This is a genomic window from Nocardia sp. NPDC046473 (assembly GCF_040645995.1).
Taxonomy (GTDB): Bacteria; Actinomycetota; Actinomycetes; order Mycobacteriales; family Mycobacteriaceae; genus Nocardia.
The window spans coordinates 45,107-58,688 of record NZ_JBEYZJ010000014.1 but is presented as its reverse complement, the minus strand read 5'-3'; the positions used below and the strand labels follow the sequence as shown (position 1 = coordinate 58,688).

Annotated in this window: 13 protein-coding genes and 1 pseudogene; 6 read left to right on the top strand and 8 right to left on the bottom strand. The window is 66.8% G+C overall.

The window, feature by feature from the left end; all coding sequences use genetic code 11:
- Positions 1 to 36: 36 nt before the first annotated feature.
- A complete protein-coding gene (locus tag ABZ942_RS40565; RefSeq protein ID WP_150403242.1) occupies positions 37 to 300 on the top strand; it encodes a GlsB/YeaQ/YmgE family stress response membrane protein in 264 nt (87 codons plus the stop codon).
- On the opposite strand, the gene ABZ942_RS40560 is transcribed toward ABZ942_RS40565, so the two are convergent.
- Entirely contained in the window at positions 273 to 1,727 is a 1,455-nt protein-coding gene (locus ABZ942_RS40560) for a cytosine permease (RefSeq protein ID WP_357391580.1), read from the bottom strand. The two genes, ABZ942_RS40565 and ABZ942_RS40560, sit on opposite strands and share 28 nt — an antisense overlap.
- Before the next feature lie 108 nt (positions 1,728 to 1,835).
- Positions 1,836 to 2,543, bottom strand: coding sequence for a respiratory nitrate reductase subunit gamma (locus ABZ942_RS40555; RefSeq protein WP_357391579.1), 708 nt, complete (start codon positions 2,541 to 2,543; stop codon positions 1,836 to 1,838).
- 308 nt (positions 2,544 to 2,851) lie between these two features.
- Here ABZ942_RS40555 and ABZ942_RS40550 point away from each other — a divergent pair, with 308 nt between their 5' ends.
- Positions 2,852 to 3,544, top strand: a complete 693-nt coding sequence (locus tag ABZ942_RS40550) for an MFS transporter (RefSeq protein WP_357391578.1) — start codon at positions 2,852 to 2,854, stop codon at positions 3,542 to 3,544.
- A gap of 101 nt (positions 3,545 to 3,645) precedes the next feature.
- Here ABZ942_RS40550 and ABZ942_RS40545 read toward each other — a convergent pair whose 3' ends face one another.
- The 4 genes and pseudogenes from ABZ942_RS40545 to ABZ942_RS40530 form a co-directional block, all read right to left on the bottom strand.
- On the bottom strand, positions 3,646 to 4,593 hold the full coding sequence (locus ABZ942_RS40545) for a hypothetical protein (protein WP_357391577.1): 948 nt from the start codon (positions 4,591 to 4,593) through the stop codon (positions 3,646 to 3,648).
- A gap of 58 nt (positions 4,594 to 4,651) precedes the next feature.
- Positions 4,652 to 6,070, bottom strand: a complete 1,419-nt coding sequence (locus ABZ942_RS40540; RefSeq protein WP_357391576.1) for a hypothetical protein — start codon at positions 6,068 to 6,070, stop codon at positions 4,652 to 4,654.
- Positions 6,067 to 6,390, bottom strand: a complete 324-nt coding sequence (locus tag ABZ942_RS40535) for a type VII secretion target (protein WP_357391575.1) — start codon at positions 6,388 to 6,390, stop codon at positions 6,067 to 6,069. Before ABZ942_RS40535 ends, ABZ942_RS40540 begins: the two co-directional genes overlap by 4 nt.
- Positions 6,391 to 6,611: 221 nt before the next feature.
- Positions 6,612 to 6,890, bottom strand: a pseudogene (locus ABZ942_RS40530) (aminotransferase class III-fold pyridoxal phosphate-dependent enzyme); the annotation flags it as partial.
- Between the two features lie 91 nt (positions 6,891 to 6,981).
- On the opposite strand from ABZ942_RS40530, the gene ABZ942_RS40525 reads away from it, so the two are divergent.
- From ABZ942_RS40525 to ABZ942_RS40515, 3 genes are read left to right on the top strand one after another with little or no spacing between them, the layout of a single operon-like run.
- Positions 6,982 to 7,836 (top strand): ABC-2 family transporter protein, encoded by an 855-nt coding sequence (locus tag ABZ942_RS40525; protein ID WP_357391574.1) that lies wholly within the window; start codon positions 6,982 to 6,984, stop codon positions 7,834 to 7,836.
- Entirely contained in the window at positions 7,829 to 8,656 is an 828-nt protein-coding gene (locus ABZ942_RS40520; RefSeq protein WP_357391573.1) for an ABC-2 family transporter protein, read from the top strand. The genes ABZ942_RS40525 and ABZ942_RS40520 overlap by 8 nt, the downstream gene beginning before the upstream one ends.
- A gap of 1 nt (position 8,657) precedes the next feature.
- A complete protein-coding gene (locus tag ABZ942_RS40515) occupies positions 8,658 to 9,647 on the top strand; it encodes an ATP-binding cassette domain-containing protein (RefSeq protein ID WP_357391572.1) in 990 nt (329 codons plus the stop codon).
- Positions 9,648 to 9,679: 32 nt separating this feature from the next.
- Here the strand turns inward: ABZ942_RS40515 and ABZ942_RS40510 are convergent, their stop codons facing one another.
- Entirely contained in the window at positions 9,680 to 10,384 is a 705-nt protein-coding gene (locus ABZ942_RS40510; protein ID WP_357391571.1) for a DUF4389 domain-containing protein, read from the bottom strand.
- A 199-nt stretch (positions 10,385 to 10,583) separates the two neighbouring features.
- Here ABZ942_RS40510 and ABZ942_RS40505 point away from each other — a divergent pair, with 199 nt between their 5' ends.
- Positions 10,584 to 11,420 carry a class I SAM-dependent methyltransferase gene (locus tag ABZ942_RS40505; protein WP_357391570.1) on the top strand — a complete coding sequence of 279 codons (837 nt, stop codon included), beginning with the start codon at positions 10,584 to 10,586 and terminating at the stop codon, positions 11,418 to 11,420.
- Here the strand turns inward: ABZ942_RS40505 and ABZ942_RS40500 are convergent.
- Positions 11,417 to 13,474, bottom strand: coding sequence for a CocE/NonD family hydrolase (locus ABZ942_RS40500; protein WP_357391569.1), 2,058 nt, complete (start codon positions 13,472 to 13,474; stop codon positions 11,417 to 11,419). The genes ABZ942_RS40505 and ABZ942_RS40500 overlap by 4 nt on opposite strands.
- Between the last annotated feature and the right edge of the window lie 108 nt (positions 13,475 to 13,582).

Here is a 13,582-nt window from a genome sequence, read left to right as displayed (position 1 = left end):
GTGCGTCACACCCAGTGAGTTTCAAGGAGCGAATCCATGGGCATCATCTCGATGATCATCATCGGCCTCATCGCCGGAGCAATCGCGCGCCTGCTGGTCCCTGGCAAAGAGAACTTCGGCTGGATCGGCACGATCGTGCTCGGCATCGTCGGCGGCTATGTCGGCGGCACGCTAGGCAGCTTGGTGTTCGCACCGCACAAGTTCACTCTCCAGCCACCGGTCAACCACGCGTTCCTCGGCGCCATCGTCGGCGCGGTGATCCTGCTGGTCATCTACAAGTTCGTGCGCGCGCGAGTCTGAGCGTCCGCAGTATGCACGGTGCCCGCCGGATAGATCATCCGATCCGGCGGGTTACTGGTGCGCCGAGCCAGCGGGTAGTAGATCGCGGCCGTGAACACGATGCCGACGATCCAGGAAATGTCTGCGCCGCCTAGCTTTTCGGTGATCGGGCCGGTGTAGAGCTGCTGGGCGAGGAACGGGATCTGGGCGAGCACGCCGAGGGCGTAGCAGGCCAGCGCGGTGACGTTCCAGCGTCCGTACCGTCCGTCCGGGTCGTACAGCGCTGGGATGTCGATGCGTTCGCGCGAGATCAGGTAGTAGTCGATCAGGTTGATCGCGCTCCACGGCGTGAACACCATCAGCAGGGTGAGCACGAAATTCTTGAAGTTGCCGAGGAAGTCGGCGCTCGCCCCGATCGCAACGAGCATCGATACCGCGATGAACCCGACGATGTAGGCCGCGCGCGCGAACGGTGTGGTGCGCGACTGCCGGTTGAACGCGGTCACCGAGGTCAGGATCGACATGAACCCGCCGTAGGCGTTGAGACAGTTCACCGTCAGCTTGCCGACCACGATCACCAGATAGATCAACAACGCCAGCGCGGACGGACCCGCGAGATCGCCGATGAAACCGACCTGGTTGCCCAGGAACGCTTTACCCGCCACCGCCGCCACCAACGCGCCGAAGGTCATCGACCATTGCGAGCCGAGCACGCTGCCCGCGAAGGTGGCCAGAAAGGTGGTCCGGTCGCTGGTCGAGCGGGGCAGGTAGCGCGAATAGTCCGCCACGTAGGGCCCGAAGGTCAGCTGCCAGCCCGCGCCGAGCGAGATGGCCAGCACGAAAGTCACCATGTCGAACGACTGCACGCCGACATAGGCGCTGACGTCGTACTGGGTGAAGAGCCGGACACCGAGATAGGTGAAGCCGATGACGCCGACCACCGTGGCGATCCGGCCGACGATATGGATCAGCCGATATCCGGTCACCGCCACCACTGCGGTCAGCGCGCCGAAGACGAGAATGCCGACCGTCGCGTTGTCGATGTGCAGGATCTTGTTCACCGCCTGCCCCGCGAGCACCGTACCCGTCGCGGCGAACCCGAGATACATCACCACCACGAGCAGCAGCGGCAGCACCGCCCCGAAAACGCCGAATTGTGCTCGGCTGGAGATCATCTGAGGCAACCCGAGCCGAGGCCCCTGCGCCGAATGCAGCGCCATCACGACGCCGCCGAGCACATTGCCGAGCAGCAGCCCGACGATCGCCCACAGCGCGTCGGCACCGAACACCACCGCGAGCGCACCGTCGACGACCGCGGTGATCTGCATGTTCGCCCCGAACCAGAGCGTGAACTGACTGAACGGCGTGCCATGCCGTTCCGCGTCGGGAATCACCTCGATGGTGCGGCGCTCGATGGAACCGCCCGCATCGATCAGCTCATCCGTCATGGGCCCGCCTTCCGTCATCCGAGTACAGCTATGGAAGTGCGAGTTGTGCCCGTCGAGCTGTCACTGTGTCCGATCAGCAGTATGGCGCACGAAACACGCGGCGGCGCGTCACATTCGGTGCGGGGCGGACAATTCTCTGGTCGGTTCCGTCGAGGGTTCGGACCGGAGGCGGCGGGCGAGGCGGTAGGCCGGTTCCGCGAGGAAGCTCGCGAGCCGGGTGTAGGGCCAGATCGCGATGAACAGCATCAGGACCAGGCCACGGACTTGGTAGATGATCGGGGCGCGCTGCATCGCGTCGGGGTTCGGATGCAGCGTGAACAGGGAGCGGAACCAGGTGAACAGCGTTTCGGCGGTCCGATATCCGTTCTCTGAGGAGTTCGGGTCGAACTTGATCGCCACCCAGGTCAGCAAGCCGGCGACCAGGACCGGGAAGGTGACGCGGTCCAACGGGCTGACCGTGGACCGGGCCGGGCTGTCGATCATGTCCGGCACGAACAGCAGCACCGCGCCGATCGTCGCGATTGCCAAGGCGGACATCTCGACAACGGTGAGGGTGAGGTAGAGCGCGCCATCGGGGCGCGAGTGTGGCCCGGATACGAAGAAGTCGATGATCCGAGCGAGGATCACGCCGCTCAACCCGATGCGAAACGCGGTCGCCCCGATCCGCTGCGCCCGGTCCAGCTCCAGACCGGAGCCATACCACCCGAACCGGTCGTGCCGGTAGCGCCACAGGTGGCCGACGATAAAGGACAGAAACGCGCTGTAAGGCAGGATGATCCACAGCACCGACATCATCTGTCGACCCGCCTTCTCCATCAAATTGATAGAAATCGAAACTATCTGAGGTATCCACCTTTGCAGACACCAGGCCTGCAAACAAGGACCCAAACAAACCGGAAGATTTCGACCTCCCGCAACGGCCAGTCATAGAACGATAACGCATACAACGGCAGAACCCATTACGCAGAATTGTCAATCAATGCCATAAATAAATAGGTACGCCTGTACCACGGCATCGATGCACCCCACTACTGGTCCGGACCAGGACGGACAGCGGAAATCGCAAGCGCCCGGGCTGAACTGGGGGCTTGCCTCGGGCGAGGCCGACGGGTTTGATCGCTCGGATGGTCAACGAGCGGATAGCGACGCAGCCTGCGGTCACCGGTCTCGGCCGGGACTTCGAGCGACTCTGGCGTGGGTTCGCGGTCAGCACGTTGGGCACATACCTTGCGCTGGACGCGTTTTCGCTGGTCGCCATCCTGGCGTTGGATGTCGGGCCGCTGCAGGTGTCGTTGATCGCGGCCGCCGGTGGCGCGGTGGGCGCGGTGCTCGCAGTTCCGCTGGGCGGCTGGATCGAGTTCCGGCCCAAGCGCAGGCTGATGGTCCGAGCCGATCTGCTTAGGTTCCTGGTGCTGCTCACCGTGCCCGTCGCGTACTTCGCCGGCGCGCTGAGCTATCCGCAGTTGCTCATTGTCGCCGTGCTGGTCGCGGCGGCCGACATCGTCTTCCTCGGTGCCAGCAGCGCACATCTGAAAGGTCTTGTCGCCCAGGATGATTTGCTGGCGGCCAACGGCCGCTTCGAGTCCGCGACCTGGGTCTCGGCGGCGGCGGGTCCACCGCTGGGTGGTGTCCTGATCGGCGCGCTCGGCCCCGTCGTCACCGTGCTGCTCAACGCGGCCAGTTTCGTGTTGTCCGCCTTGTGCATTCGCTCGATCGAGGTCCCCGAGCCTGCCCCGCCACCCCGGCCCGTCGCGACGTCGCGCCTGGTCGAGATCACCGAGGGCTGGCGCACGATCGCCGCGAATCCCCTGCCATGACTGCTGGGGCTACCCTTCGTGCACGCCGGCGCGCCGGGACTGCTGCTGATGCTCTGGCCACGCCCGCACTGCTGCCCTGGCGCCGGACCGGCGAATAACGCTCAGGCGGAGGCGATGGCGGTGATCAGGGTCTGCGACGCGAGGGTGCGGGTGGTGATGAGCTGGGTGAACGTCTTGGGTTGTTCGCCGGGGTACTGCTGGGTGAGCATGACTTGCCAGTGCGCGAGGCCGTCGTCGCCGTCGCGAGACGGCGTGATCTGCACGCAGTAGCGGGTGCCGACGGGGATCTGGTTGATGCCGCGCTGGATTTGCTCGGCGGGCGAGACGATGGCGTTGTCGGCGACCACCGCGCGGGCCCGATAGCCGGAACGTTCCACGTAGTAGGCGTATTCGAAGGCGAGGATGGCGTCCGGGCCGTTGGCGGTGCCGCCGGGATCGGTGCCGGAAACGGCATCCGGGGTGCGCTTCTGTTCGCAGCCCTGGGTCGCGATGGCCCCGGGCGACGCGGGCACCGGAGTCGTTGTCGCGGCGGCGGTTCCGGTGGGATGCTGCGCGGGCGCGGTGGCGGGCACGACGCCGGTCGCGGTGGCGGCGGTCGATGGACTGCGCTTACCGAACCCGTGCACGGCGGCGAGCAGGATCGAGACGACCGCGATCCCGATGCCGAGCACGATCAGGACCGCGAGCACCTTGTTGCCGCGCTGCGGATCGCGCCGCTTGGTGGGATGGCGCAGCGGAACACCGGGGTGGATGCCGGACCGATTGATGATCGCGGGCGCCGGGTTCACGTCCTCGTCGTAGCCGTCATTGGCGTACTCCTCGGCACGAATCCGCCGCCGGTCCTGCTCGATCGGCGGTTCCGCTTGCGGCTCGGCCGCTGGCGGCGGGTCGAGCCATTGTGCCCAGTCCCCGGTCGGCCGCGGCCGAGCCGCGCGGTCCGGGGTTGGTTGCTCGGACACGGCGACCTCCGGATCTCGGCGACGCACCGGCGCGCGGCGACCGGATGCGCGCCGCCGCTTCTTGGCCTTGCCGGTGGGTGTGCGGAGCATGGGCAGACCCATATCGAATGGATTGTCCTGCCCCTCTTGCCGACCCGGAGAGTTCGGGTCAGAGGGTGTCATCGTCGTAGTCGCCGAGGACCGGGGTCACCGCGACCGCCGCGGTCGGCACGGTGACGCCGAGCTGACCATCCTTGGGCTTGTGCTCCGGATCGTCGGCCCGCGGCGGCGGTGGCATCGCCACGCCGCCACCGGTTCCGGGATGGCTCTGCTGGTCCGGGCTGGCGGACTTCGACGGGGTATCCGACGGCTGTTCCGGCACGTCCGGGGCGGGCGCGGGCACGGACACTGGTGGTGCCGGTGTGTCCACCGGCGCCGTCGGCGCGGATCCGTGCTGCGACGGCGGAATCACCGTGCCGGGACCGGTCGAGGTGGACGGCGTGGACGGGCGGGTGCCCGCACCACCACCGAAGTCGAACAGCTTGGGCGAGGTACTCGAGTTCGAGGTGCCGGTCGACTGATCGCCGGTAGTGCTGCCGGGCCGGATCGCCTCGGTCACCGCCTTGTCCGCGCCCGCAGCGACCGTGTCGATGGCGTGCGTGCCGACGTCGGCCACCTTGTCGATGATGTGCGTGCCGACTTCGGCGATCTTGTCGATGATGTTGGTGCCGATATCGACGCCCGCGTTGATGGCGGCGGTGCCGACCTGCACGCCCGCGGAGATGAGCTGCTGCTGGAGCTGGAGTTGGGCGGCCAGCGCCGGGTCCACCGGCTGCCCGGTGCCGCCGATGCCGGGGGCCGTGCTGCCGGGATAGTACTGGCCGGGGTTGTACTGGCCGGTGCCGTCCGTGCTGTATTGGCTTGTGCCGCTTGGCATGAACTGCGCCGTCGTGCCGGGCTGCGCGGTGGTGACGCCGGAGGGCTGGGTGACCGTCAGCGGTCCCATCTCGTCCAGTCGCCTGCTGTGGCTGTTCATCTCGGTTTGCGCGGTATCGACCGTGGTGAGCGCGTCGCGCAGGGCCTGGCTGGCCCGTGCGATCACCGCGTCGGTATCCGGGGCCGCGGTGGCGTTGCCGAGGATCTCGCGCGCGTCGCGCCGGAAGTCGGCGATGATCCGGTCCACCGTCTGCGCGGCGCGGGCGCTGGTGGCGTGCGCGTCGCCGAGCACGCTGAGGTATGCCGGTCCCCGGTCGGAGATTTCGCCGATCTCGGTTTGCGTGGTGCGCAGCGCGGGCACCGCGGCGTCGGCGCCGCGGGAGGTCCAGGTCGATTCCAGCGCGTGCAGGCCGTCGCGATGCGGGGCTTCCACATCGGCGGCCTGGGTGGACGCGGACGACAGCGCGCTGGTCGCGGTCTGGTTCGGCACGCCGACGCCGGTGCCGAGGGTGGATCGCAACTGCAGCAGCGGGCGGACCAGCGCGGCGACGATCGGCGGATCCACGTTCGGATCGAGATGAGTGGTGGTCGGCGCGGCGGTGTCGGTACGCGCCGGGGCGGTCCGCCTGCGCAGTCCGGTAAGGCTTCTCATGTCAGCGTCTCCCCGGTCCGGGTGATGGCGCCGGCGGTATCGACGTCGACACCCTGCATGTTCGCGCTGTAGTCGCGCAGCACCTGGCCGTAGGTGCCGACGAGTTGCCCTGCCGTGGATAACGCTTGGGCGTGTTCGGCAACCGCCGTGGTGAATCGGGCCGCGAAATCCGCGCCGATCAGGCCGAGGTCGGTGGTCAGCTGGTCTTGATTCACCGCCCCGGAGGCGACCGCGGCCGCCGAGGCCAACTGTTGGGATACCGCGTCCGCGATCGCGGTGTAAGCGGCCACCGCCGCCGGATCCAGCTTCAGCGTGTCCACCGTTCCCCTCCCGGGTTCCCAGTCTTTCGCTACCGCGACATGATTCGATGACAAGACTACTGCGCGACCTGGACACATCGTGTCCGATCCTCGCGACTCCCTGCCGCCCGAGTATGACAACCATCGCGCGCTATGTCATGCGCTGGCCATCGCGAAACGTCCGCGGGCGCGGGGGCAGCAGCAGACGGCGGGGACCGCGGGACGCAGACGGCGGGGACCGCGGCGGCCAGGCCGGTCAGTTCCCGCTCGAGCCGCGCGCCTTTGGCCAGCGTGGCGCACTCGAGCCGCGCGTCGGACCAGTAGTGCTCCAACGCGACCCGCGCGGTGACGAAGGCCGCGTTGTTGCCGCGGAAGGTGCCGTTGTGCTCGCCGGGCGCCCACTGGTCGAATTCGAGCTTGAAAAGCACCAGCGCCATGGGCAATCCGTAGCCGCCGATGGACTTCGACAGCGTGACGATATCGGGGCGGATCCCCGCGGCCTCGAAGGAGAAGAACGGACCGGCGATCCTTCTCAGCGCTGTGTAGCACTTTTCCAAAAACCGTCCGCAGGGGTTTCGCACCTCATTCCATTGGTATTAGGCTTGACTGTTTGTGCGCGACAGAGGAGGCGGGGACGGGCAGCTCGTCGCGACCAGGCAGCCGTGGCGCGTCTTCGCGGTCTATGCACAGCTCGCGCGCGCGGGTTTTCGACGACAGTCCCAGTACAAGCTGGCCATGTTCGCGGGCCTGTTCACCAATTGTGTTTTCGGGTTCGTGCGCGCGTCGGTGATGCTCGCCGCGGTGCGGGCCACCGGCGACTTCGGCGGCTACAACGAGGGCTCTATCGGCGCGTATGTATGGCTGTCGCAGGGCCTGCTCGGCGCGATGCAGTTCATGGGACCACCGTTGGACCTGGCCGACCGGGTGAAGAACGGCGACATCGCGATCGACTTCCTGCGTCCGGTCGACGTCCAATTCGGTTACCTCGCCGGTGATCTCGGCCGCGCGGCGTGCACCATCCTGCCGCGCGGGGTGCCGAGCGTCTTGATCGGCGTGTTCACCTTCGGGCTCGTCATGCCGAACACCCCACTCCCCTATCTACTCGGCGCCGTGAGTGTGCTTCTCGCCGTTGCTATTTCGTTCCTCTGTCTGTTCGCCGTCGCGCTCATCGGCTTCTGGGTGGTCGAGACCCGCGGCCTCCGGGTGCTGTATCAGGTCAGCGGCACCTTCCTCGCCGGACTGTTTGTGCCAGTGCACATGTTCCCCGGCTGGCTGCGCACCATCGCGCAGGCGACACCGTTCCCCTCGATCCTGCAATCACCGATCGATGTGCTGTCCGGTCGGATCACCGGAACGGCTGCGGTGAGTGTGGTTGCCGTCCAGGTCTGCTGGGTACTCGTGGTCGGCGGCATCGGCCGGGTGCTGCTGGCGGCCGGACGGCGCAAGCTGGAGGTGCAGGGTGGTTGAGCCGGGCGCCGCGCGGGCGGGGACCTGGTTCACCCCGTATGCGGCGGTGTTGCGCTCCCGGATCCGCGCCCAGCAGGCCTACCGATTGTCGTTCGTCAGCGAGGTTTTCAGCGCGTTCCTGATCGGCCTGGTGGAGTTCGCCGAAGTGTGGGTGATCTTCCACAACGTCCGGGTGCTCGGCGGCCTCGATCTCAATGCCGCCCTGCTGCTCTTCGGGTTCGGCCAGTCGACCTTCGCGCTGGCCCAGGTGTTGTTCGGCCACCTCGACACGCTGCCGACGCTGATCCGAATGGGCCAGCTCGACGCGTATCATCTACGCCCACAGCCGCTGCTGCTCCAGCTCATCACCAGCGATATCTCGCTGCGCCGTTTCGCCCGCGCCGCCGTCGCCATCGCCGTGCTCGGTGTCGGCTTCCTGCGCAACGACATCGACTGGAGTCCGGCCGCCGTCACGCTGGTAGCGCTCACGCTGATCAGCGGAATCGCCCTGTTCGGTGGCGTTTTCGTGTGCGCGGCCGGACTGCAGTTCTATCTCATCGACGGCGCCGAGCTCACCAACAGCTTCACCTATGGCGGCTCGTTCGCCGCGGTGCAACCCGCCACAGTCTTCCCGACACCGCTGAAACTGTTGTTCGGCTTAGCGATCCCGGTCTGCTTCACCGCGTATCTGCCGACCATCGCCTTGCTCGGGCTGCCGGGTCCGGCGCTGCTACCGGGGTGGCTGGCCTGGCTGGCTCCGCTGGCGGTGCTGTGGGTGTGGTTTCTCGCGCTGTGTTTCTGGCGATTCGGTACTCGGCACTATCAGGGAGGCGGCGGCTAACGTGGCGAATTCCGGCTCATCGGACGCGATCATCGACATCGAGGATCTGACCAGGCAATTCATCCTGTCCCGCAAGGTCGGCCGCCGCTGGCGCCGGCACCGCCGGACGCTCACCGCGGTGGATCGGATGTCGTTCCGGATCGAACGCGGTACGGCGGTCGGCTACATCGGCGCCAACGGCGCGGGCAAGTCCACCACCATCAAGATGCTCACCGGCATTCTGGTGCCGACCTCGGGCAGCGTGCGCACCTGCGGGCTCGAACCGGTCCGGCAGCGGCGCGAACTGGCCGCGCGAATCGGCGTGGTGTTCGGGCAGCGCTCCCAGCTCTGGTGGGACCTGCCGCTGCGTGAATCGTTTTCGATTCTGGCGGCCATCCATCGGCTGGCCCCGGACGCCGCGCGCAAGCGCAAACACGAGCTGATCGAGCAGTTGGAGATGACCGACACGCTGGACACCCCGGTGCGCCAGCTCTCGCTCGGCCAGCGGATGCGCGCGGAAGTGGCTGCGGCGCTGCTGCATTCCCCCGAGTTGGTGATCCTCGACGAGCCGACCATCGGTCTCGACGTGCTGTCGAAGCAGCGGCTGCGCGAGTTCCTGCGCGCCGAACGCGCCGAGCGCGGCACCACGCTCCTGCTCACCACGCACGACATGGGTGACATCGAAAGATTGTGTGGCCGGGTGCTGGTGGTGGATCACGGGCGGCTGGTCTACGACGGGTCGTTGACGGGGCTGGCGGCCACCGTGGGCGCCAGGCGGGTGCTCGTCGTCGATCTGGCCGAGCCGACGCCGGACATCGACGACCTACCCTGCGCGAAGCTGCTGGCGTCCGAGGCCGGTGGGATGCGGCAGCGGCTGGCCTTCGATCCGGAAAGGACCACGGCGGCACAGCTGCTCGCGCAGGTCTCCGATCGCGCCGAGGTGCGGGATCTGTCCATCGAGGAGCCAGAGATCGAGGACGTGGTCCGCCGGATATACGAATCCGCCCGCTGAGGCAGCGGGCGGATTCGGTGCTGTAGTGCGACTCAACGGTTTTCGGGTTCGCGCGCACCCTGGTCGAGCCGGAACGGCGGGTACTCGTCGCGCATCAGCGTGGCGTAGGCCTGCACGCGAATGGACCACCGGCTGATGCCGAGGACGAAGTCGTACACGCCCTGTGGATACCTGGCGGTGAACAGCAGCCCGATCAGCGCGACGAGCAGCAGGATGCTGATCAGCGGAATGCTGCCCGCGCCGGACCATTCGTCGTTGTCGTACATGTAGAACGTCGTGCCGCCGGTCATCATCGCGCCGAGGATGAGGTAGTGCGGAATGGCGAGCAGCCACCACTTCACCAGCACCAGGCCGCGATGCAGGCGCTCCGGATAGTCGATCTCGAGATCGGCCGGATACTCCGCGCTCGACTGCAGGCTGAACGGCGGATACTTGTCGGTGCCGAGCACCCCCAGCGCGTAGAACTCGACCCGCCAGGTCCACCGCATCACCCCGACATTGAAGTCGAACATCGCCCTCGGGTATTTACCGGTGATCAAAATCGCGAAGAACGCGATCACCGTGAGCACGAAGTACGCGATGTGCAAAAAGAAAAGCACGATGTAATGCGGAATGGCCAGAATCCACTTGACCAGCCACATCCATCGGGACAGTGCGGGATCCAGATCGCCTCGGACACGAATCGGATTGACCGAATCGACCAGCTGCGCGGTGAAGTCAGGGTTTTCGGGTTCCATGATCGACGCTCCTTTCGGGTGCTTTCGATCCACGCCACAAACCAGGTGCGGAATAACGTGATTCTCGCGCATTCGGCGTGCGTCGACGCCACGATCGGGTACCGACACGCCAACAAATAGAGACGTATTCGCTTGGTGTGTCGCAAACTCCGCCGTAATCGCCCGGTAGGCTCGACCCCAGCCTGGAAGGGGATGCCCTATGCAGACCGGGGAACCGAGCCGCACCGCGCTCGGCGCTGCCGTCTACCGCGCACATCACCAAGTGTCCGACGCGGGCCGGATCTTCCACGACCCGCTCGCCGTGCCGATCATCGGCGGCATGCCCGCGCTCACCGACTCCTTCTTCGACCGGGACACCGACGGCCGGATCCGGCTATTGGTCGCCGCCCGATCGCGATTCGCCGAGGACGCACTCGCCGAGGCGGTCGCCGCGGGCACCGAGCAGGCGGTGATCCTCGGCGCCGGGCTGGACACCTTCGCCTACCGGAATCCACACCCGCGACTGCGGGTCTTCGAGATCGACCACCCCGACACCCAGGCGTGGAAGCGGAAAAGGTTGCACGAGGCCGACATTCCGGTGCCACCCTCGATCACCTACGTGCCGATCGACTTCGAACACCAAACCCTCGACGAGGTCGTCGCCGCAACGGATTTCGATCCGGCCCGGCCCGCCTTCGTGACCTGGCTCGGCGTCACCGTCTACCTCACCCGCCCCGCCATCACCTCGACGCTGCGCTACCTCGGTAGCATGACCGCGGGCAGCCAGCTGGTCCTCGACTACGCCGAGCCGGTGATCCCCGCCACGCCCGAGGAACACGCCGCCGCGGAGTTCCGCAAGCAGCGCCTCTCGCAGATCAACGAACGCTGGCGCAGTTTCTTCACCCCGCCGGAGATGGCCGCCGAACTGCAGCACGACGGGTTCGACGTGGTCGAGGATCTCGGCCTCGCCGCCGCCACGATCCGCTACACGGGCGCTCCGGCGAAAACTCCGGAGCGCCCCGGCCCGCACGTGCTCCGGGCCGTCGTGCGCGGTTAACCCAGCGGCCTGCTCAGCGGCACGTTCACGAAGCTGGGCGCCGACGGGTCGAGCACAAGGTGTTGCGGGGCAACCGAATTCAGGATGCCGCCGTCGAAGAGCAGCGGCGGCGGCAGGAAGCCGCGCGGGAAGTTGCTCGCGAAGACGTTCACCCGCAGCCGATGTCCCGGCTGCAGCACCGCGTCGACCGGGTTGACCGCGACGTCGAGCGTGGTCGGCCGGCCGGGCACCAGCGGCTGCCGATCGGCGAGGGTCAGCCTGTACACGGTGTGCGTGTAGTCGCCGTCGGCGTCCTTCGTGCTCTTGTCCTCGTCCACCGCGCGCATCGAGGCGGCGAGCTGACCGCTGGCCAGCACCGTCGACTGCCCGTTGGGCGCAACATCATTCACGGTCACCGCCCAGTAGCCCTCGATGTTGTCGTACTTCGTGTTGAGGTGCACGTTGATCGGGCCGGACAGCACCGTCGGCTCGCCGACCGGCGCACCGGTGAAGGTGAGGCCGCCGAGCTCGTGGATACGGTCGTCCCGGCCGCAGAAATTGGCCAGGCTGATGGCGCCTGCGGATTCGACCGCGGCGTCGCGTGAGCACAGCGAGGTGAGGCCCTGCACCGGCGAGACCGTCAATTGTGCTGCGCCCTCGGGGGTTTGCGCGGTGAGCGAGCCGTCGTAAACGCTGGTCGCGGTGCCGCTGATGGCGGGCGAGAGATACATGCGCTGGTAATCCACGTCCGGGCGCGGGAACGACGACGTGGTGGTCCAGCCGCCGCCCTGCTGCCGGAGCGCGACCGGCCCGTACTGGTCGATGCCGTTGTCGATGCCCTTGAGCCACTTGTCGTACCAGGCCATTTGGAGCACGTCCAGTCGCGGCGGCTTGCCGGGATCACCCAGGCCGGAGCCGGGATTGAAGTGATAGGTGTCGCCCATGATCAGTTTTTTGCGCTCGGGCGGCAGCGGAATGTCGGAGAACGAGCGGGCAGTGGACGAGGCGAAGATGTCCTGCCAGCCGCCATAGGCGAAGGTGGGCACCTGAATCCGCTCCGGATGTCCGTCGGTGAACGCCGACCGCAGCGAGCTGCCGGGCAGCAGCTGGTCCTGCAACGGCTGCGGCACCGAATCCACGTTGAGCGACAACGCCATCAGGATGTAATCGAAGAATTCCAGCGGCGTGGCCACCCGGTCCAGCAGCCATTGGTAGTCCAGGTGGCCCAGCGCGATGCCGACCGGGTCCGGGAAGTTCGAGATGAGGTCGACCCCCGCGATGTACAGCGGGCCGAACAAACCGAGTCCGGCGCCGGGGAAGGCGACATCGGTGAGTGTGTCTGTGCTGCCCTCGATCGGAAAAATCGCCTTCAAAGCGGGCGGATTCTGTTCGGCCGCCTTGAATTGGTTGATACCGGAGTAGGAGATACCGGACATGCCGATATTGCCGTCCGACCACGGCTGCTTGCTCGCCCAGTCGATCATTTCCAGGGTGTCCTGGTTCTCCCTGCTCTGGAAGAATTGCCAGGAGCCCTGCGAATATCCGGTGCCGCGCACGTCGGCCACGATGTAGGTGTAGCCATGCTGCACCAGCGTGCGATCCGCGCCGAACGCGCGCGGCGCGCCGCCCGCCAGCGCCTTGGTCAGATCGGTGATCGAGTCGAACGGTGTGCCGCTGAAGTCGAACCGGTTGACCAGCTGGATCAACGCGTCCGACAGCACGGGAATGTTGAGGGCGATGTCCGCGATCAGCGACACGAATTTCGTGTAGGGCGTCAGGTTGATGATGGTGGGCAGCGGCTCGTCCACGATCCGGCCCGCGGCGTCGACCGGCCGATAGATGTTGGCCTTCAAGACCGTTCCATCGCTCATGGTGATCGGCACGTCGAAGTCGATATGCACCGGGCCGGGGTACTTCGCCGGGCCGTCGTGCGCGGCGGTCCACGCCCGGCCCAGGTCGCCGCCGTCCGGCGGCGACTCGGCGGTGGCCGTGCTCGGCACCACCCATAGCGCGGTCATGGCGGTCGCAATCGCCAGGATCCCGACCCTGCTCAACGCGCGGCGAACTGTCCTCATCGACCTCGACCCCTTGCTACGTACTTAGAAACACTGGCGTACCTATCGTGGATGTGAGAGTAACGGGGACCACATCGAATGGGCAAGTATGACCCCGGTCACTGTCCG

What these genes read in the sequence shown, in the direction of transcription:
- ABZ942_RS40565 (WP_150403242.1), top strand. Translation starts at nt 37, where the DNA reads ATGGGCATCATCTCGATGATCATCATCGGCCTCATCGCCGGAGCAATC.
- ABZ942_RS40560 (WP_357391580.1), bottom strand. Translation starts at nt 1,727, where the DNA reads ATGACGGATGAGCTGATCGATGCGGGCGGTTCCATCGAGCGCCGCACC.
- ABZ942_RS40555 (WP_357391579.1), bottom strand. Translation starts at nt 2,543, where the DNA reads ATGGAGAAGGCGGGTCGACAGATGATGTCGGTGCTGTGGATCATCCTG.
- ABZ942_RS40550 (WP_357391578.1), top strand. Translation starts at nt 2,852, where the DNA reads ATGGTCAACGAGCGGATAGCGACGCAGCCTGCGGTCACCGGTCTCGGC.
- ABZ942_RS40545 (WP_357391577.1), bottom strand. Translation starts at nt 4,593, where the DNA reads ATGCTCCGCACACCCACCGGCAAGGCCAAGAAGCGGCGGCGCGCATCC.
- ABZ942_RS40540 (WP_357391576.1), bottom strand. Translation starts at nt 6,070, where the DNA reads ATGAGAAGCCTTACCGGACTGCGCAGGCGGACCGCCCCGGCGCGTACC.
- ABZ942_RS40510 (WP_357391571.1), bottom strand. Translation starts at nt 10,384, where the DNA reads ATGGAACCCGAAAACCCTGACTTCACCGCGCAGCTGGTCGATTCGGTC.
- ABZ942_RS40505 (WP_357391570.1), top strand. Translation starts at nt 10,584, where the DNA reads ATGCAGACCGGGGAACCGAGCCGCACCGCGCTCGGCGCTGCCGTCTAC.
- ABZ942_RS40500 (WP_357391569.1), bottom strand. Translation starts at nt 13,474, where the DNA reads ATGAGGACAGTTCGCCGCGCGTTGAGCAGGGTCGGGATCCTGGCGATT.